The sequence below is a fragment of the Roseibium album genome (assembly GCF_001404515.1).
GTDB classification, from domain to species: Bacteria; Pseudomonadota; Alphaproteobacteria; order Rhizobiales; family Stappiaceae; genus Roseibium; species Roseibium album.
In genome coordinates this window covers 712,480-731,063 of sequence record NZ_CXWE01000002.1, presented here as the reverse complement: position 1 = coordinate 731,063, position 18,584 = coordinate 712,480, and the positions used below count along the sequence as shown (strand labels likewise).

Here is an 18,584-nt window from a genome sequence, read left to right as displayed (position 1 = left end):
TGCAAACGGTGCGTTTTGGTTTGCGCGATCATGTCGATGCGCGGTGAACCACCTCGACATTCGGCCCGACATACACCCCTTGATCCCGCTCAAGGTCAACGTCGATGGGTTTCAGGGCGAAAGGGGCGATGTACCGGCCGGATCCAGGGAAACCCAGTCCCGTGCGGTCCTCCCAATCACTGATTGTTTCCGGAATGATCATCGACTGGCGGCAAACCCCGATCTTGTCGCGGCCCAGTCTCATGTGAAGGAACATCCGCAGGCTGATCGTGTTGGTCCGTGCTCAAATGCATGGATCGAGCGATTTCCAGGCCGGAAAGTGCACACTTGCGAAAACGTAATCTTTCGGACACCCGTTGTTCACCTTGCACTCCCAGATACCTGGTCTCGGGAAGTGCCAGGTCTTGAATTTGGCCAGGGCGGCAATGCGACATACCACGTTCGTTCCGTCGGCAAAGTCAAAATCATCAATTCGCATGCAGTACGGCTGACACGCCGTGTTGCGTTTCTTCCTGAGGTTCCTGAATCCGGATTGAAGGCAGACCGCAATCAGCCAGAGGTCCCGAGAGACAGTCGCGCCGCTCTTCCTCAGCCGGGGCGTGTGGTCGCGTTTCCATCAACGAACCAAACCAGACAGGATGATTGCGATGAAGTCCTTCCTACCAGGCAGCCTGGTAACCCAGATCGCCGTCGGGCTTGTGGCCGGCGTTCTTCTTGCCACCGTTTGGCCCGAAGCGGGCCAGGCAATGGGTTTGCTCGGCGAATTCTTTGTAGATGCCTTGAAAGCCGTTGCCCCCGTTCTCGTGCTGATCCTCGTGAGCGCTGCCATCATCAACCACAAAAAGGGCAGCCAGGCGCATATGGGCCCGGTTGTTTCTCTTTACGTCATCGCCACTTTCTCGGCAGCACTTCTTGCAGTGGCGGCAAGCTTCCTGTTTCCCGTTACGCTTCAATTGACCGGAACTCCCGAGATCATGGCCGCGCCTGGTGGTCTGGGCGAGGTCATGAAGAACATTTTGCTGAAGATGGTCGATAATCCGGTGAATGCCATTGCCCAGGCGAACTACATCGGCATTCTGGCCTGGGCAATCGGCTTTGGCCTTGTTCTGCGCCATGCCAATGATACGACCAAAGTCCTCATGTCGGATCTCGACAAGGGGGTCACAAGGATCGTCGCGGCTATCATCCGGCTGGCACCTGTCGGCATCTTCGGAATTGTGGCGTCCAGCATCGCCGAAACCGGAATTGGAACGCTTGTCGGCTACGCGAACCTGCTGGCGCTGTTGATCGGCTGCATGGTTGTCATGGCTCTCGTGGTCAATCCGCTGATCGTCTTCCTGCGCATAAGACAGAACCCCTATCCCCTGGTCTTCACCTGCCTGAGGGAATCGGGGATCACCGCGTTCTTCATGCGGAGCTCCGCCGCCAACATCCCCGTAAATATGGAACTCTGCCGGCGCATGAAACTCGACGAGGAAACCTATTCGGTGACGATCCCGATCGGGGCGACGGTCAACATGGCCGGCGCGGCCATAACAATTACCGTCATGACACTTGCGGCGGTAAATACCATGGGCCTAGAAGTCGATTTCCTGTCGGCTGTTTTGCTCAGTTTCATTGCCGCGATAGCAGCGACCGGAGCTTCGGGCGTTGCAGGGGGTTCACTGTTGCTGATACCGATGGCTGCCAGCCTGTTCGGTATCGACAACGCGACTGCAATGCAGGTGGTAAGCATCGGTTTCATTGTCGGTGTCTTGCAGGATTCAGCGGAAACCGGATTGAACTCGTCGTCCGATGTTCTGTTCACCGCCGCCGGTTCCTATAAGCAAGGGGATCCCTACCCGCGCAAACTGCCGCTTGAACCGGAAGGTCCACGGTCCGATGATCTGGTGCTGGCGAGAGCCGGTTCGCAGGCATAGGCGCAATCTGGGCTGACGATCGTGCAGGAACGCCGCCGTCCTTCAGACCGGCGGCGTTCTCGCGCTGCGAAGAAGGCGGTGACAACAGGCATGCCACCGGGACATTCAAGGGGCTGACAACCAGACCTAGATATAGTCGAAGGCCCATTCGTTATAGCCTTGGACACCGCGGTACCAGAGCACGCTGTCGGTCTCCTTTTCCCCGTGATTCCAAAGGTGTTTCTGTCCCGTGTTCATGGCATCACGGACCAGGGCACGGCGTTTTTGACTGAGCAGGATGGCATCGACAAGCTCGGTCTCGTTCCATTTGATTCTGACTTCCTCACAGAACGCCTCGACAAGCGGTTGATGGAATTCCGAAGTGGCCAGGTTTGTGAGTTCGTCCGGATCTGCTGCCAGATCGAACAGCATTATCCCATCGTGAGATGAGGAGATGAATTTGTGGTTCTGTCTTCGGATCATGAAGATCGGCGCAGGCGTCGCTTCGGCCAGGTACTCGGCATAGACTGGCCTTTGAGGTGGCGGATTGCCCTTGTCAAGCAAGTCCATGAGATCGATCCCTTCCAGGGGTTCTACTGGTGCGGGAGAACCTGCAAGACTGCCGAATGTCGGCAATAGGTCAACAAGCGACGTCAGTTCGCTCACCCGTTGTGCCGCAATCCAGGGAGCCTTGACGATCAGCGGAACGCGAAGGGCTTTTTCAAAGAAGTGCTTCTTGAACCACATGCCGCGTTCGCCCAGCATTTCACCATGATCGGATGTGAAGACAACAACGGTGTTTTCCGCCGCACCGGTGGCTGAAAGCGCATCCAGAACACGGGAAATCAGGCTGTCGAGGTAGCTTATGGAGCCATAGTAGGCACGTATGGCGCGGCTCACGTCCTCGTCCTTGAAGCGGATGCCGAGCATGCCGAAATCCTTCAAGAGGCGAACCGAATGGGGATCGTGCGCCTGCTCGGAAAGGGCCGAGACCTTTGGCATCGGAATTTCCTTTCCCTCGTAGAGATCCCAGAATTCCTTGCGGCAAAGATAGGGTTCGTGCGGGTGCGTGTAGGAGACCTGCAGGAAAAATGGCCGTTCATCGGAAGAGCGGGCCATGTCGTAAATGTGCTGCACGGCCCTGAACGTAACTTCCTCGTCGTAGTCGATTTGCACAGAGCGTTCGCAAATGCCGGCGATCCGTACGGCACGGTCGTCATTCGTGTCTCTCTTTCCCTCGTTCGCCCAGTTGGGAACCCAGGCAAAATCGGCGGGATAGAGATCGGCGGTCAGACGTTTTTCAAAACCATGAAACTGGTCGGGTCCGATGAAATGCATTTTCCCAGAAAGCGCGGTCTGATAGCCGGCCACCCTGAGATAGTGCGCATATGTCGGTATTTCGGCTGAAAACTCGGCCGCATTGTCATAGGCGCCGACAGCGGAGCAAAGCTGGCCGGTAGCCATCGAAAACCGCGACGGTGCACAAAGCGGGAAGTTGCAATAGGCGTTTTCGAAGACAACTCCGTTTTCCGCCAACCTGTCGAGAGCAGGTGAATGGCAGATCCGGTCACCATAGGCACGCAGCGCGGACGCGGTCAGTTGGTCGACCTGAAGGAACAATATGTTGGGAGACATTTTCATTTGCGGACCAGTGTTCTGACAGCCCCGATCGGGCCGGTTTCGTACCATTTCTGATGATTACGGTCGCGGGACGATTGACCGAAGCTCTGGGACACCCGGTCAATGACAATGGCCAGGAAGACAATGCCGAGACCACCGACTGTCGCGAGTCCCATGTCCAGGCGGCCAATGCCGCGCAATACCATCTGCCCGAGGCCCGTTACGGAAATCATCGAGGAAACGACCACCATGGAAAGTGCCATCATGATGGTCTGGTTGACGCCTGCCATGATCGTCGGCAGGGCGAGCGGGAGTTCCACCTTGTAAAGGGTCTGCCGGTTGGATGCACCGAAAGCCCTGGCGGCTTCCACCATATCGGGGCGTACCTGGCGAATTCCCAGATTTGTGAGACGCACGACCGGGGGCAGCGCATAGATGAACGTCACGATGACCCCGGACACATTGCCGATGGAAAACAGCATCACGATCGGCACGAGATAGACAAAGGATGGGATCGTCTGCATCAGGTCGAGAGCCGGCTGAAGCACCATCCAGAACCTGTCGCGCTTGGCCGCAAGAACGCCGAGCGGGATGCCGATCAGCGAGCAGAAGACAACACAGGTCAACACGATCGACAGGGTCGTCATGCTTTCTTCCCAGGCACCCATCAGGCCGATCGCGGTCATGCAGACAGCTGCGATGATACCAAGCCTGCGCCCGCCGGCCTGCCAGGCAATCAGCACAATCAACGCCAGGATCAGAAGATCCGGTGCCTCGGTCAGTCCGTCTTCAAGGGCGGTCAGAACGATATCGAACGGTACCTTGATAGCCTGGAAGATGAAGCGGAAATTGACAACGACCCATTGCAGGGCGCTTTCAACCCAGACGCCGATCGGAATCCATTCCTTGTCGAATATGTTCCAGAGATCCACAGCCACCTCCCTAGCGTCCGTCTGATGCACATTGGGTCGCCAGACCCGATTTTCGTTTCTTTTGACGAGATGCGATTGGCGCCGCATTCCGGCTGACTTCGGGCAGAGCGCCCCGACGTCCGGAGGGCAAGGTCAACTCAACGAAAACGCTGCTGAATTCACCCGATGCCCTACATCGCATCGGGCTCCGCGCCTCGGATCCAGGACGATTTGGTTCCACCGAGTGACTCCTTGTTCTTCGAAGAGGCCCTAACCGCGCAAAGCCTTGAGCGCTGCCTTGATTGTGATCAGTCCTACGGGTGTGTTCTCCCGGTCTCTCACGGTCAAGGGAGACTGGTCATCCATGAAACTGTCGATGATCTGTCCCAGTTCCGCATCGATCCGTATCTGCCTGGAAGTTGGGTCACGGCCGTCAAGCGGTTCCATTATCGTTTCGACGCTAATGAGGCCGATGCGGCTTATGCCTTCGACGAAATCCGCAACATAGTCGTTGACCGGATTGGTCACGATCTCTTCCGGCGTTCCGACCTGGACGATTTCGCCGTCGTTCATGATGGCGATATGGTCGCCCATCCGGATCGCTTCATCCAGGTCATGGGTAATGAAAAGGGTGGTCTTGTGCATGTGTTCGGACAGGCTGAGAAACTGGTCCTGCAGTTGCCTGCGGATCAGCGGATCAAGCGCTGAGAACGGCTCGTCCATCAAAAGAATTTCCGGGTCGGCGGCAAGTGCACGAGCCAGGCCGACACGTTGTTGCATGCCCCCGGAAAGCTGATCGGGATAGTGATCGATCCAACCGGCGAGTTCCATCGATTCCAGCGCTGCTTCTGCCGATTTGCGCCGCTCGGCCAGCGGCACACCGCGTACCTCGAGACCAAACCCGACATTTTCTCCAAGGGTTCGGTGCGGCCACAAGGCCATGTGCTGGAAAACCATTCCTATGGTTTCCGCCCGCAGCTGCCTGAGTGCCTCTTCACCCATCGTGTCGACGCGCTTGCCGGCAACATGAATCTCTCCGGCTGTCGGTTCAATCAGCCTGTTCACATGTCGTACCAGTGTCGATTTTCCAGAGCCCGACAGACCCATGATACAGAAAATTTCGCCTTTTCTGACCGAGAAGCTCGCGTTTCGAACGCCGAGGACACAGCCGAATCGATCGCGAACTTCTTCCTTGGACAACCCTTGAGAAAGAACGGCCTGCATGGCCTCGTCGGACCGCTTGCCGTAAATTTTCCACAAGTCCCGGCATTCGATCTGGGCTTCGCTCATGACGAACTCCCTTTGAGAAAAACAGGCGCGGCGAGCGCCGCGCCTCTGAAGGTGGGGAGGGATATCAGTTTGCTTTGGCTGCCTCGGTGACCCAGCCGTCGAACTCCGCCTGGTTTTCCTCGACCCAGTCTTCCGCATGGCGTCGGAAATCCTCGAGGGTGTTCTCACCGTCCCGCAATTTTACCTGAGCGGCGTTCACAGCCGCGATCGGGATCTTGACCAGCTTGAAGAACCTTGCCGCCGCCTGGTTTTCTTCGAGGAAGTCATTGTTTGCGACGATATAGACGTCGTTCACCGCGAAGCCGGCATCAAACTCACCGTCCGTCGGCACACCGACCTGGACAACATCATTCCCGGGAACAAGAACATCGCTGATCCAGTTTGGCGTCCAGGTGTAGTAGAGAATTGACCCGCCTTCATTGTAGCGCGTAATCGTGTCCGCCATGATGGCGAAATAGCTGCCCTGGTCGTGCTGGACGGTTTCACGCAGATCGTAGTCGTCCAGGTGCTTTTCGATTGCCAGTTCGCAGCCCCATCCCGGATTGCATCCAGACAGGTTGGCACGGCCGTCGCCGTCACTGTCGAAGATTGCACTGACGGCAGGATCCTGGAGCTGGCCGATATCCTTGATGCCGTGCTCTTCGGCGGTTTTCTTGTCGATGAAGTATCCTTGCCCGGCGCCGGTGATCGATGCGTTGACCCGTGTCATGACGGCTTCACCGCCCGACTTGTCGAAAAAGCCGTTATGAAGCGGCTTCCAGTGATTGAAAGTGTAGTCCGCATCGCCGGAGGCGACGGCCAGATGAACGGCGGGAAAGTCCGCTTCGAGCGTTTCCTGGACATCATACCCCAGGGCTTCAAGGCCGAGCTGAACGACCATGTGCTGGAACCAGGCGTTCGCCGGTGACCCCTTGATCGGGGATACGGACACACCATTTCCCGGTAGTTCCTGTGCCACAACAGGCGCGGCGGATGCCATAACCGCTGCCAGTGCCACTAGTGATAGCTGTCTCATACTCTCCTCCCAAGCACGTCAAGATGCATTTCTCCCGCATCATGTTCGGCTCATGAACCGGGTTTGTGAAGTTCCAAAATCCGGTTCAATCTGTTAGCTTGAATGTTATGGGAAACTTGCGCAAGACGCTTACCAAACTACCGCATCTCATTACTTTTGAGGCAGTTTGTCGAAACGACAACTTTACACGAGCTGGAGAGGCTCTCGGGATCACGCGGGTGTCCGTTAGCCGGCAGATTGCGGAGCTCGAAGATTTGCTGGGCGTGCGCCTGTTCCATCGCGGCCATCGAAAGGTCGTCCTTACGCAACCTGGCCGCATGCTTGAGGCGGAGGTTTGTCCCGCCCTTCATCAGATCGCAGGCGCGCTCAACAACGTATCGGCTGTTTCCGGCCGAACACGGCTGACGGTAACGACAACGTCTGCCTTTTCGACCTACTGGCTCATGCCAAGGCTTGTAAACTTCAACAATCTGCATCCGGAGATCGAACTGAACCTTGTCGTCTCCGACCGGATGCTGGACCTCGTGGCAGAAGGCGTCGACGTCGCCGTCCGTTACGCGCGGACACCGCCGCCGTGGGACAACGTCACAAGACTATTGCAGGAGAGGATTTTTCCGGTCGTCAGCCCGAAATATTCCGCGCGAACCCCGCTTGCCTCGCCGGAAGACCTTTTGAGCGAAAACCTGCTTCATCTCTCCGGCATATACCGTCCTGGTGCCCGTTGGCCGAACTGGTTCCGGCTGAACGATCTTCATGCTCCGCCCGAGGCGAGTGGTGTCGTGATGAACACCTATATCAACATGCTGCAGGCTGCCATTGCGGGGCAAGGCGTGGCTCTTGCCGGCTACCCTCTTGTGAATTCCTATCTTGCAGACGGGTCGCTCCTGAAACTTGACGGATTTCTGGAACACGATCGGGATTATTTCTATCTGATCGACGCCACGAAAAACCGCAAGGACGCCAGATGTTTCTGCGACTGGCTCCTCGCGGAAACCAGGCAAATGTCAAATTCCGCGCAACTCTCATAGGCAGCCGAACAAGGATCCGGCGGTCTCCAAGGCCACGCGGCGTCAAGGGAGCAGCAGCAAACCGTCTCGCAAGGTTCGTGCACCTAGACGGCCACGTGATGCACGACCCATACATTCGGTTCGACGTACAGCCCTCGATCCCGCTCAAGGTCGATGTCGATGGGATTCAGGGCGAACGGGACGATGTATCGGCCGGAACCGGGGAAACTTTGTCCCGTCCAATCCCCCCATTCACCGACCGTGCCTGGAATGATCATCGACTTGTGGCATATCGAGATCATATCGCCTCCCAGCCGCTTGTGAACGCGCAGCCAGCTGTCAAACGGCAGTCCTTCGGGATTTTTCCAATGGATGTAGTCCGCCATCGGGATCAACGGGTAGAGGTGTTTTTCGTTCGGCCTGACCGGGAGCACGACAAATTCGAGCTTGTGTCGCCTGGCGTGTGCGATCACCTCACGGGTTGCAATTCCGCTGAATTTTTTCCCTCGAAATTCTTTCGCTACAACAACCTGCAGACCCATCAGGGCGTTGGGCCGAATTCCGGCCTCGTGATCGGACACGGACTTTTCAACGCCCCAGTCCACACCTGTGTCCGGGAGTTTGCCGAAGTCGGCGTCCACCTTGAGCGGAACCATGTTGACGACCGCTGCGATCTTGTCTCCTACGAGCAGGGAAAGCTGGTCGCCGGCAAAGTACGACATCATTTTCCCCCAGTTGGCGACGGCAACCGGGTCATGCAGCATGAATTCAGGCCAGGCAGACCCGCCTGTTTCCTGGTGCAGGTTCAGAAGATCCGGCCGTTCGGAAAGCGTTGCAACGTGATAGGGGGTTAGGGCTGATGAAGCCACGTGAGGAGTTTCGGAAGGCATGGGTTGTCTCCGTTGAGCAAAATATCGATGGTGATTTCCTGCTCAGGCGATATCCATTTTCAGCCGCTCCACTCCATGGTTTCCGTTACCTGATTTCTAAAGGATAATACGATAAACGCAATTTGATCCTTCCTTTTTTGAAGTGGCCCGCCGTTATGTCTAGGGACAGGGAGGACGTTTCCGTCATTCTCAAGATGTCCTGTCTCTGAACGGCGCAGGATCTACGTTAGGTCAAAACATCTGAGCGTTGCTGAATTTCGTTGCAACTGGGCACGCTATTCCAGCGAGGGTTCCATTATGATTCTCCGGCCATCAGCTTTTCCGCGTAGTCCTCCATCGTGATCGTGCCGCCTTCAGCCTGCGTTTTTGCGCGAGCGTCTTCCGGCAACGAGTCCTGCACAAGGTCGATGCGCTTCCAGGAGGGGTGAGGCTGTTCACCCTTGTTGTCGGGTACGTACGGGCTGGCCAAAACGCGCTGGTGCCGGTGGATGTAACGGGCGCAGTTGAGGAAGCAGGATGTCACGGCGACACGCACGAGCATGTTCGCACCCGGATAACGGGCCAGTTCAGGATCGGTTTCGGACAGGGTCGCGTTCCCCTGGACCCTTACGCGGTTGGGAGTTTCCATGTCGATAAACAGCAGACCAACCTTGGACGCGGCCTGGATGTTGCCCATGGACTTGAACATGCCGTTACCGTCATAGCTCGGGAAGACCAGCGTTCTTGAATCCAGCACCTTCACGATCCCGACCGGACCACCCTTGTAACTCACGGTCGGTTCACCTTCGGCGCTGACGGTTGAGAGAAAAAAGAAATCCCGGCTTTCTATGAAGGGTATGTGCGGCTCTTCGATCTCGTCGCGAACGATTGCGGTGACGACGGTGTCTGCCAGCCTGGAGCTGTCGAACCGTTTCTGCAGTTCGCGTTGTTCACTCGTGTAGAATTCATCTGCGGTCAGCATTCTTGCCTCCGGAAGCAATGGAGCGCGCGGAACGTTTCCGCACGCTCAGGTTCATGTGGACGTCTACTCGGCGGCGGATTTGGATAGCCGATCTTCGTCGGCCTCGGTCATTTCCACCGAGCGAGCCGCCTCATTGTCGAACGCCATGACCGGCGGACTCGGTTTCCTGTTGAACATCAGCCGGAACACATCCGGTCTGGAATAATGACCGCAAGGGTCAGCAGCGGCTTTGCCTATCGCGATCATGTTGAGATCGATTTCGGCAATGACCAGGCCTTCTTCATCGGGTGCGAGGTTTTCGCCGAGCGGAGAACCATCCGGGCCGAAGATGCGCGCGTGGCCGCCGCCCTTCTTGAGCAGTTGCTGCTTCACCGGCGTGTCGCACAGGAATTCAACCATTTCGTCGGAGACGGTGGCGCAGGCCGCAAGGACGAAACACTGGCCTTCGACAGCGTAGATCCTGCTTGCGGCTTCGTTGACTTCAGGTCCAAGGGCGTAGGCACCGCCTTCGTAGAGCGAAAAGCTCGGCCAGGCAGCGACATGGATCTGCTCGTTTTGCGAATACATAGCGTACTTGTTGAGAGGTTGGATATGTTCCCAGCAGCAGAGTGCGCCGACCCGGCCAAGGTCTGTGTCGTGAACCGACATGTCGCTGCCGTCACCTTCGCCGAACACCGTGCGTTCCACATGGGTGGGTTTCAACTTGCGCCGCCGCGAAATCATCTCACCATCCGGACCATAGTGCCATTGGCCCATGTAGAGCGTCCCGTTGACGTTCCAGGAAAGACCCATGACGACATGCATGTCGTTGTCCTTCGCCGCCTGGGCCAGGCGTTTGTCCTGCACACTGCCTTCCTGAATGGAGTTGGCGACGTAGCGGGGGACGAGTGGCATGTACATGGCCGTTGCATCGAGCCAGATATACCAGGGGTAGCCCGGCAGGTAGGTCTCGGGGAATGCGATGAGCTTGACGCCCTTTGCGGCTGCCTCCTCGATCAGGCTGATGGCCTTGTCGACGCTTGCGTCCAGGTCGAGAAAGACCGGAGACGCCTGAACGGCCGCCGCCTTGAATGGTGCTGTCATGATGCTTCCTCCAGAGCAGTGTGATCGTCCGCAAGCGTGGCATGGTTGCTTTCGGAGCTCTTCGCATTCGGTGCGGAAAAAGGCGGCTTTTTGGGCGGATTGGCCGGAGAACTTCGCAAATCGGGCGGTCTGTGCTAGTCGTATCGTCCAAGGAGGTCGTCACAGATGGCGATATTGCTGAGCACCAACAGCGTCCGGCAAGTTGAACGCTTTGCCTTCTGGCGGGAAGCCGTCTGCGATGCCTATGTCCACCTCGATTGCGAGTGTTCCCACCCGGATGAATTTGACGGCGAGATCGTCCTCAACCGGTTGTCCCGTCTGTCGGCGTCCTTTGTCTCGGGCAGCCAGCAGTCAGTCCGACGCAGACGGAAGGACATTGCGCGTGCGGGCGAGGAGAGTTTCCTGATCAGCCTGCAGATGCGGCGGGAAGGGAGTGTCAGCCAGCATGACCGCGAAGCCAGCCTTCAGCCGGGTGACTTCGCGCTTTACAGCAGTGTCGATCGCTACAGGCTCGAACTGCCGGATGGGTTCCGGCAACTGGTCGTGCAGATCCCGCGGGAAGACCTGCTCAACCGTCTGCCCAAGGCGGATCTTCTCACCGGCATCGGTGTTTCCGGGCGCAGCGTGCTGGGCGGCATCATCAATGACAGCGCTGTCAGACTTGTCAGTGCCATCGACCAGTCTCCGGATGCCGTGAAACAATCCCTCCAGGAAACGGTTGTCGACCTTTTCGTAACCGGCCTCGCGTCGCTTCAGGAAACGAAATACGAGCTCTCCAAGCCGGAACAGCAACTCCTGCTGCGCGCGGATGCCACAATACGTTCCAACCTGCACCGGCCCGACTTCGACCGCCGTTCACTCGCTGCGGAATTGGGGCTTTCGCTGCGCCGCCTGTCAGAAATCTATCAAAGTGACCAGAGGTCGATAGCATCGACGATCCGCGACATGCGGCTGAGCCGGATCGCCGCCGATCTCAGGGACGCCCGCTATGCCCGCCAGTCGATCAGCGACATTGCCTTCAGATGGGGTATCGAGAACCAGCAGAGCCTGACGCGAATGTTCAAAACGCGCTTCGGAACGGCCCCCCGGGATTATCGCTCACACGGATAAAGGATCAGCCAGAACCACGGTGCTTCACGCCCGGAGGCACCGGGAGCGAGGCGTCACAAGGCGGAACCTTGCCCGGATTGTACGCAGCTGTTCCTGCCGGAAAGGCATGTCTTTGCCCATCAAGCGCCTGCAGCTGTCTTACCAGCCGTATTGCGAGAGTGCTTCAGCGTTATTGCGGGGAGTGTGTTCTCCGGCAGAAACAGGATGCGGTGATCGGCACATCCGCGCGGGCTGCTGCAATTTCCAGCCTCTGCGCGACAAGGGTTACTTCCACGGTATCCCCGCGGCGCTTCAGGCACTCATACAGGCCATGCAGGCTCCAGGGATTGTCTGGATGTTGGCAGGCACGGCTGAGCTCGCCATCCAGGCCGAGGTCAGCCCTGTAGACCGCTTCCGCCTCTTCAACCTGTCCCTGTTCAAGCAACAGAGCGCCCAATGCGTGACGGGTAGGCTGCATCCAGCCCCAGGGTTCGTCATAAGGCAACGCGTCGTCAAGCGCGACTGACCGGCGCAGATGGGCGAACGCCTCCTCATGATTGCCCCGTCGGTACTCGAGCTCTCCATCCAGCATTGCTTCGGCAATGGCCAGCAAATCCTGAAAGGTATTGTTGTGAACAAGGCGGGTATCGGGGACGCGTGCCTTTGCCTCCAGAAAGAGGGCGCGCGCGGCTTCAGCTTCCGGAATCTGGCCCAATGCGGAGTGCGCGACGCCCTTGGCGTAACAGGTCATTGCTGTGGTGCAGCTGTAAAGGTCGGCGTCGGCGGGCAGTTCCTGATCGATGATCTCCTGCCACTTTCCGAAACGCACAAGTACGTGCTGTTTCATTGCCAGGTAACCTTCCAGATAGTCCGCCATGGGTGGAGAAGGTGTTCGCAAGAGTTCTTCCGGTACGGTTCTGATCAGTTCCTCTGCAGCGCTCATGGCAGGTTCTAACTGACCCAGGAACATCGCGCCGAAAATGGCAAAGTGATAATTGTGGATCCGGTAGGCCGAGTAGAAATTCATCGGCCCTTCCAGCTCAAGATATTTACGGTCGGCCTCGATCGCTTTCTGATTCCAGTGCAGAACATTGCTGTATTGTCCGCAAAGCACGTCGATATGGGTCGGCATGTGGATCAAGTGGCCTGCATCGGGTACCAGCTCCCGCAGTTGATCACCGGCACGCAACGCCCGTTGCGGAAACGGTGACATTTCCATCAAGTGGACATAAAAGTGCAACAGGCCCGGGTGCTCCCAGGATGCCGGAATTTCGGCAAATGCACTTTCCAGAACATTCATTGCCTCGGCTGTACCGGCGCCTTCCGCGATACTCCCCGAGGCCAGATCCCACATTTTCCAGGGGGTCAGGTTCATGATGGCTTCGACAAAGAACGACCTGACATTCAGGTCGTCAGGATGCGCGGCATGAACCCTACGCATTGCGTCCGCAAAATCCCTGTCCCAGCCTCTCTGGTCCTCGATCGGTTCGCGCTGGGGGTAGCGTGCCGTCAACGCTTCGGCCAATTCCCTTTCGACTGGGGACAGGTTGCCGGCGCAGGCTGCCCGGCTCTCGTCATATGCACGCGCGAGCGCCTGGCCCTTGGCTTCCGGATCGAACAGGACCCAGGGCATGTTGTAATTGGGTCCGACCGCATAGGCGATGCCCCAATGCGCCATGGCGCAATCAGGATCTAGCTCAAGTGCCTTTTCAAAGCAGGCGATTGCTGCTTCATGATTGTATCCGAAACACCATATGAGGCCACGATCGAACCAGACCTGCGCTTCGGGGTTGCTGACGGAAACCTGCCAGGAAAACGTGCCAAGATCGTAGTATTCGGACATTCCAGACCTCACTTCTTTATGCGCGTTACGTTGCGTATCTTAGTATTTTCCAGCGCTTGAATCCTGTTTTGCATGCAAATCCTACATGACGAAGGTCAATACCAGCGGCAGGGCAATGAGACTTAGAAGATATGTCGCGACCACGAGCGTTGATGCCACAGCGCCGTCGCATCCATAGCGGACCGCCAGGACTGCAGCAATCGTTCCCGATGGCATAGCCGCTTCGATGACCAGCAATTCGCGATTGATCTTCGGCAGACTGAGCGCGTCCGCGATAGTCAGTGCCAGGGTCGGTTCAAGCACGAGTTTCAGGCCGACGACAACGGCAATGAGGGGGACAAGTTTCTTGAAATCAATTGGCCGAAGCATCAGACCAACAGCAAAGGCCACCAGGACATCCAGAGACGAGGCGATGACCTTGAGCAGGGAATATAGGAACTTCATCAACCAGGCATTCTGATCGAAGCCCATATGTGAGAATACGATCCCCAGGACCGTGGCAAGGAAGATCGGTGAGCGGAAAAACCTGACAAAAGATGCACCGAAACTGACCTCATCATCTTCCTTGCGGCCGAAATAAATGGCGATCATGATGCCGAAAGTAAAAAGCGGCAGCACGACGCCGAATTCGCCCATTGTCACAACCTGGTTCATCACTTCGTGGTTGTTGTTGAAGACGTTGCGAATGATCGAGTAGCCAAGCGTCGAGGAACTGCCAACACCTGCGACGAGGATCAGTGACCCGAGCACAGGCCGACTAAGTCTCATGGCGCGTCCGATCAACCATGCCACCAGCATCACGACGGCAATCGAAACAAACATCGACAAGGCGGGGAGGAGTCGGCTGACTGTGAACGGTTCGAGGCTGATTGTGCAAAATATCAGCGAAGGGAGTGCAAACTCGGTAACAAGCCGAGCAAATACGTCTTGTTCTTGCTTTAGTATTGATCCGCGGCCCCGCAGAATAATTGCCAGGCCACTCAAGCAGATTAGTACAAGAAACTGCTCCAGTGTCTTGTCGAATACAGACACGTTCAGTGCTCTCCTCAAAATGAAATAATCAATTTTACTAATGTAAATTAATGCAAATGCGACGACGATTTACAATAGAAAACATCGTATGAATTGGCCATGCTTATAGGTATTCAAAAACGCACTGAAATGTGGGCAGCCGGTCGTGATGTCGTAGTCCGTTGCTGTCCAATGTCTGGGTATGCAGGTCAATGCAAGCGCATCCAAAGGAGTTGAAGAATGGCATGTTGCAGGATTCCGCGGTTGCACAGCAAAATTGTCGCTGCCCTCATTGCCATTGGATCGGCTGGCACTCTTTCCGCTGAAACTGTTGCCAATCCGCCATTTGAAATCGGGGAAAATCAGGGTGTCTTCCTGATTGTGACCGACATTCACTTCGATCCGTTCACAACGCCCTCCCTTGTCCCGGAACTTGATCGGAGTCCGGCAACAGACTGGCCGCATATCTTTGCGCAAGGATCGGGACAGAAGTTTCAGGGCTATGGCTCGGACGCGGGGTATCCCCTGACCCATTCGGCGCTTCGTGCGGCTGCGAAAACCGGGATAGCTTTTGACTATGTGCTTTACACCGGTGACTACCTGAGCCACGGGTTCGGCCGGAACTACCGCCGCCATGCCGGTCCGGGTGCAAAAGGCCTGGACAGTTTTTCGATCAAAACCGCCCGATTTGTTTCCAAGGCACTTGAAAGTCATTTTCCGCACGTGCCAATTTTTGGTGCCCTCGGAAACACGGATGCGGTTTGCGGAGATTACATGATCGCACCCGGGAGCGACTTTACCGCCGGTTTGAAGCGTCAATGGCAAGGACTGAGCGGGCAGCCGGGCGCGTTCGAGAATTTTGACGCAGGTGGCTACTACAAGGTGGCCCATCCGACCGTGCCGTCACACGACATCATTGTTTTGAACGACATATTCTGGTCCATCAAGTATGACGACCGCTGTGAACCGAAGGGAGGCAATCCTGGCAGGACAATGATGTCTTGGCTCGAGCGTGAACTTATGCAGGCGCACGCGAGCGGACGGAACGCACAAATCATCATGCATGTTCCTCCCGGAATAAACGCTTACTCAACTTCGGATCAGGGCGGAAAGTGCCCGGACCGGATTACGCCCTACTGGAAAGAGGAATATTCGAACGGCTTCATTGCGCTGATGCAGAAATATCCGGACGTGGTGAAATTCACCTTCTCCGGTCACACCCACATGGACAGCTTTGTCATCCTCAGGGACAAGGATAATCAGCCGGCGATTGCTGCTCACATTTCCCCATCCGTCAGCCCGGTTTTTGGGAACAATCCCGCCTTCACGGCGTATCTGTACGATCGCAAGGACGGGACAATTCTCGATGCTGCGACCTGGTATCTGACCAATCTTGCGGCGACACAGGCTGGCAAAGCCGCAAATTGGGCACTGGAATATTCTTTTGCTGCCGCCTTCGCCGTGCCTGACATGACGGCGGGAAGCCTTATGAAGACAGCTCAGAAGATCAAATCCGACGATGCGGCGAAATCTCTGTTTACCCGATATTATGCCGTATCGGCCGGAACGACCAACCCGATCGACATTTCGAATTTTCGCGCTTTTTCGTGTGCACAGACCGCAGTGACGAAACAGGCATATGCGGATTGCTATTGCACGGAAGACTGACGGCGGAAACGGGCGGGCAAAACAACGCAGGCTGCAGAATTCCGGAACCGGTTTCTTCCGGCTGGGCAGCTGCTCGTCATCGTTCGGTCAGCTTCAGCTCGATCCGGCGGTTCTTTGCAAGCGCGTCAGGGGTCTCGCCTTCTTCCAGCGGCTGGAATTCTCCGAAACCGGCGGCAACCAGACGCTTGGGTTCGACGCCTTTTTCAATGAGATACCGAACAACTGAAATTGCGCGGGCCGCGGAGAGTTCCCAGTTGTTGCGCAGGCGTCCCGCGCCGGAGAGCGGGCGGGCGTCTGTATGGCCATCGACGCGCAGAACCCAGTTGATTTCGTCGGGGATCTGAGCACTGAGCTCCTGAATCGCCTCGGCGAGCTTCTCGAGTTCCTGCTCACCGGCTGGATTGATGTCTTCGGAGCCGGAATCGAACAGGACTTCGGACTGGAACACGAACCGGTCGCCAACGACGGAAATATCGGATCTCTGGGACAGGATCTCACGCAGGCGGCCAAAAAAGTCGGACCGGTAACGCGACAGTTCCTGCACGCGCTGGACGAGCGCAGCGTTGAGACGGCGGCCGAGACTTGCGATCTTCGCCTGGCTTTCCTCTTCCTTGGCTTCGGAGGCTTCGAGCGCGGCATTGGCGGCTGCGATCTGGCGGCGAAGAGCTGCAATCTGCTGATTGAGCAACTCGACCTGGGCAAGGGCTTCCTGGCTGACCTGACGTTCGTCATCAAGGAGGTTTTCCAGCCGGGCGGCGCGCCCACCGGCTGCATCGGCTGCGCCGGAACTGCTGTCGAGGAGGCCTAACAGTCGGGACTGTTCCGCTTCGGCGTCGGACAGGCTCGCCTGCAGGCCGAGGATCGTATCTTCAAGTTCACCGGACGATGCGCGTTCCAGCGCCAGCAACTCTGTCAGTTCGCTGATCTGTGTATTCAGCCGGTTCAGGACCGTGTCGCGACCCGACAGCTGCTGCGACAGGAAGAATTGCGCGATCATGAAAATCGACAGCAGGAAAATAATGACGAGAAGGAGGGTCGCCATCGCATCGACGAAGCCCGGCCAGTAGTCCGTTGTCTGGGCGCGGCGGCGGGCGCGCAGTCCTCCGGCCATGGGTCGTTACTCCTTCGCGCGATCAAATGCGGCGGAAATGGAGGTCAGCAATCCCTCGATCCGTTTCTGCTGTTCCCCCTGGGCTTCTGCCCAGTCCCGCATCATCTGCTGTTCGGAGCGCACATGCTTGACCAGTCCCTGGATTCCTTCGGCAAGATTGGCCATGGCCTGGGCGGCGTTCTTGCTGCCGCCGTCCTCGATGCTTTTCTGCAGTGACTGGATCGAGGACTGGATCTGCTCGACACCCGGTGCGTCCGGTGCGTTGAAGACGCCGTCTTCCGGATCGATGTCAGTGACCGTGGAAAGCCAGTCTTCCAATTCGTTGTAAAACCGGTTCTGGGCCTGACCGGCCTGAAGATCCAGAAAGCCAAGAACGAGAGACCCGGTGAGGCCGAAGAGCGAGGACGAAAACGCCGTGCCCATTCCGGAGAGCGGTGCTTCCAGGCCGGCCTTCAGGTCCTCAAAGATGACATTGGCGTCACCGGAGCCGACGTCGAGCGACTGGATCGTCGCGCCGACCGAGCTCACGGTCTGGAGCAAGCCCCAGAAGGTGCCGAGAAGTCCTAGGAAAACAAGCAGGCCTGTCAGGTAGCGCGACATTTCGCGGGATTCCTCGAGGCGCATGCCGATGGAATCGAGGATCGACCTTGCCGTTGTCGGCGTCAGGGCCATGTCGCCAGCCTTGTTGCCAAGGAGTGCAGCCATCGGGGCCAGCAGAACGGGCGAGCGGGTATCCAGCGCAGGATCGCCCATCCGGAAACTGTTGACCCAGGAAATTTCCGGAAACAGCCGGATAACCCTGCCAAACAGGAGAAGGACGCCGAAAACGCCAACCAGAACGATCAGGCCATTGAGGCCGGGGTTGCTTACGAAGGCGGTTGAAATTTGCGGAAACAGGATGAATGCGATGAAGGCGACGATCACCAGAAAGATGATCATGAAGGTCAGATATGCCTTCGGGCTGGACAGACTATAGGGGTCAAATTCACGGGCCATATTTCGCAATCAATCACCTGTTGCAGAGGTAAGTAATTGATAGCGTGATTTTTAACACCTTGGAAACCTCTTATCGCGGTCAAGGGGTAATTATGTCTGGAAAGCCTGAAGTGCAGGGCGCTTGCGAGCACCGCCAGGGACGCGGGGTTGGCGCGGCAAAACCGTCTGAAGCGGGACCTTCGGTTCCAGCA

General features: G+C 57.0%; 16 protein-coding genes. 4 read left to right on the top strand and 12 right to left on the bottom strand.

Annotated elements, in window-relative coordinates; translation table 11 throughout:
- Nucleotides 1-28: 28 nt before the first annotated feature.
- Nucleotides 29-244 carry a hypothetical protein gene (locus LA5095_RS08585; protein WP_144435912.1) on the bottom strand — a complete coding sequence of 72 codons (216 nt, stop codon included), beginning with the start codon at nt 242-244 and terminating at the stop codon, nt 29-31.
- Nucleotides 245-647: 403 nt separating this feature from the next.
- Here LA5095_RS08585 and sstT point away from each other — a divergent pair, with 403 nt between their 5' ends.
- A complete protein-coding gene (sstT, locus tag LA5095_RS08575; protein WP_199485824.1) occupies nt 648-1,919 on the top strand; it encodes a serine/threonine transporter SstT in 1,272 nt (423 codons plus the stop codon).
- Nucleotides 1,920-2,045: 126 nt separating this feature from the next.
- Here the strand turns inward: sstT and betC are convergent, their stop codons facing one another.
- The 4 genes from betC to proX form a co-directional block, all read right to left on the bottom strand.
- Nucleotides 2,046-3,533 carry a choline-sulfatase gene (betC, locus tag LA5095_RS08570; protein ID WP_055113894.1) on the bottom strand — a complete coding sequence of 496 codons (1,488 nt, stop codon included), beginning with the start codon at nt 3,531-3,533 and terminating at the stop codon, nt 2,046-2,048.
- A 2-nt stretch (nt 3,534-3,535) separates the two neighbouring features.
- Entirely contained in the window at nt 3,536-4,450 is a 915-nt protein-coding gene (locus LA5095_RS08565; RefSeq protein WP_055114312.1) for an ABC transporter permease, read from the bottom strand.
- A gap of 249 nt (nt 4,451-4,699) precedes the next feature.
- The gene (locus tag LA5095_RS08560) at nt 4,700-5,719 is read right to left on the bottom strand and encodes a quaternary amine ABC transporter ATP-binding protein (RefSeq protein ID WP_055113892.1); all 1,020 of its coding nucleotides are present in this window, start codon (nt 5,717-5,719) and stop codon (nt 4,700-4,702) included.
- Between the two features lie 64 nt (nt 5,720-5,783).
- Nucleotides 5,784-6,734, bottom strand: coding sequence for a glycine betaine/L-proline ABC transporter substrate-binding protein ProX (gene proX / locus LA5095_RS08555; RefSeq protein WP_082442659.1), 951 nt, complete (start codon nt 6,732-6,734; stop codon nt 5,784-5,786).
- 107 nt (nt 6,735-6,841) lie between these two features.
- On the opposite strand from proX, the gene LA5095_RS08550 reads away from it, so the two are divergent.
- On the top strand, nt 6,842-7,762 hold the full coding sequence (locus tag LA5095_RS08550; protein ID WP_055113888.1) for a LysR substrate-binding domain-containing protein: 921 nt from the start codon (nt 6,842-6,844) through the stop codon (nt 7,760-7,762).
- 83 nt (nt 7,763-7,845) lie between these two features.
- On the opposite strand, the gene LA5095_RS08545 is transcribed toward LA5095_RS08550, so the two are convergent.
- From LA5095_RS08545 to LA5095_RS08535, 3 genes are all read right to left on the bottom strand, one after another.
- Complete coding sequence (locus LA5095_RS08545) at nt 7,846-8,631, bottom strand: hypothetical protein (protein WP_055113887.1); 786 nt, start codon at nt 8,629-8,631, stop codon at nt 7,846-7,848.
- Nucleotides 8,632-8,926: 295 nt separating this feature from the next.
- Entirely contained in the window at nt 8,927-9,592 is a 666-nt protein-coding gene (locus LA5095_RS08540; RefSeq protein ID WP_055113885.1) for a pyridoxamine 5'-phosphate oxidase family protein, read from the bottom strand.
- Nucleotides 9,593-9,655: 63 nt separating this feature from the next.
- Nucleotides 9,656-10,675, bottom strand: coding sequence for a carbon-nitrogen hydrolase family protein (locus LA5095_RS08535; RefSeq protein WP_055113882.1), 1,020 nt, complete (start codon nt 10,673-10,675; stop codon nt 9,656-9,658).
- A 165-nt stretch (nt 10,676-10,840) separates the two neighbouring features.
- Here LA5095_RS08535 and LA5095_RS08530 point away from each other — a divergent pair, with 165 nt between their 5' ends.
- Nucleotides 10,841-11,785, top strand: coding sequence for an AraC-like ligand-binding domain-containing protein (locus LA5095_RS08530; protein WP_055113880.1), 945 nt, complete (start codon nt 10,841-10,843; stop codon nt 11,783-11,785).
- A gap of 169 nt (nt 11,786-11,954) precedes the next feature.
- On the opposite strand, the gene LA5095_RS08525 is transcribed toward LA5095_RS08530, so the two are convergent.
- Together LA5095_RS08525 and LA5095_RS08520 are read right to left on the bottom strand one after the other, a co-directional pair.
- Nucleotides 11,955-13,607, bottom strand: coding sequence for a tetratricopeptide repeat protein (locus LA5095_RS08525; RefSeq protein ID WP_055113878.1), 1,653 nt, complete (start codon nt 13,605-13,607; stop codon nt 11,955-11,957).
- Between the two features lie 81 nt (nt 13,608-13,688).
- Complete coding sequence (locus tag LA5095_RS08520; protein WP_055113876.1) at nt 13,689-14,639, bottom strand: AEC family transporter; 951 nt, start codon at nt 14,637-14,639, stop codon at nt 13,689-13,691.
- 243 nt (nt 14,640-14,882) lie between these two features.
- Between LA5095_RS08520 and LA5095_RS08515 the strand changes: the two genes are divergently transcribed.
- On the top strand, nt 14,883-16,286 hold the full coding sequence (locus tag LA5095_RS08515) for a metallophosphoesterase (protein ID WP_055404201.1): 1,404 nt from the start codon (nt 14,883-14,885) through the stop codon (nt 16,284-16,286).
- 76 nt (nt 16,287-16,362) lie between these two features.
- Here the strand turns inward: LA5095_RS08515 and LA5095_RS08510 are convergent, their stop codons facing one another.
- Together LA5095_RS08510 and LA5095_RS08505 are read right to left on the bottom strand one after the other, a co-directional pair.
- Nucleotides 16,363-17,397, bottom strand: coding sequence for a peptidoglycan -binding protein (locus LA5095_RS08510; RefSeq protein ID WP_055113872.1), 1,035 nt, complete (start codon nt 17,395-17,397; stop codon nt 16,363-16,365).
- Nucleotides 17,398-17,403: 6 nt separating this feature from the next.
- Complete coding sequence (locus LA5095_RS08505) at nt 17,404-18,393, bottom strand: hypothetical protein (protein WP_055113870.1); 990 nt, start codon at nt 18,391-18,393, stop codon at nt 17,404-17,406.
- Nucleotides 18,394-18,584: the final 191 nt, after the last annotated feature.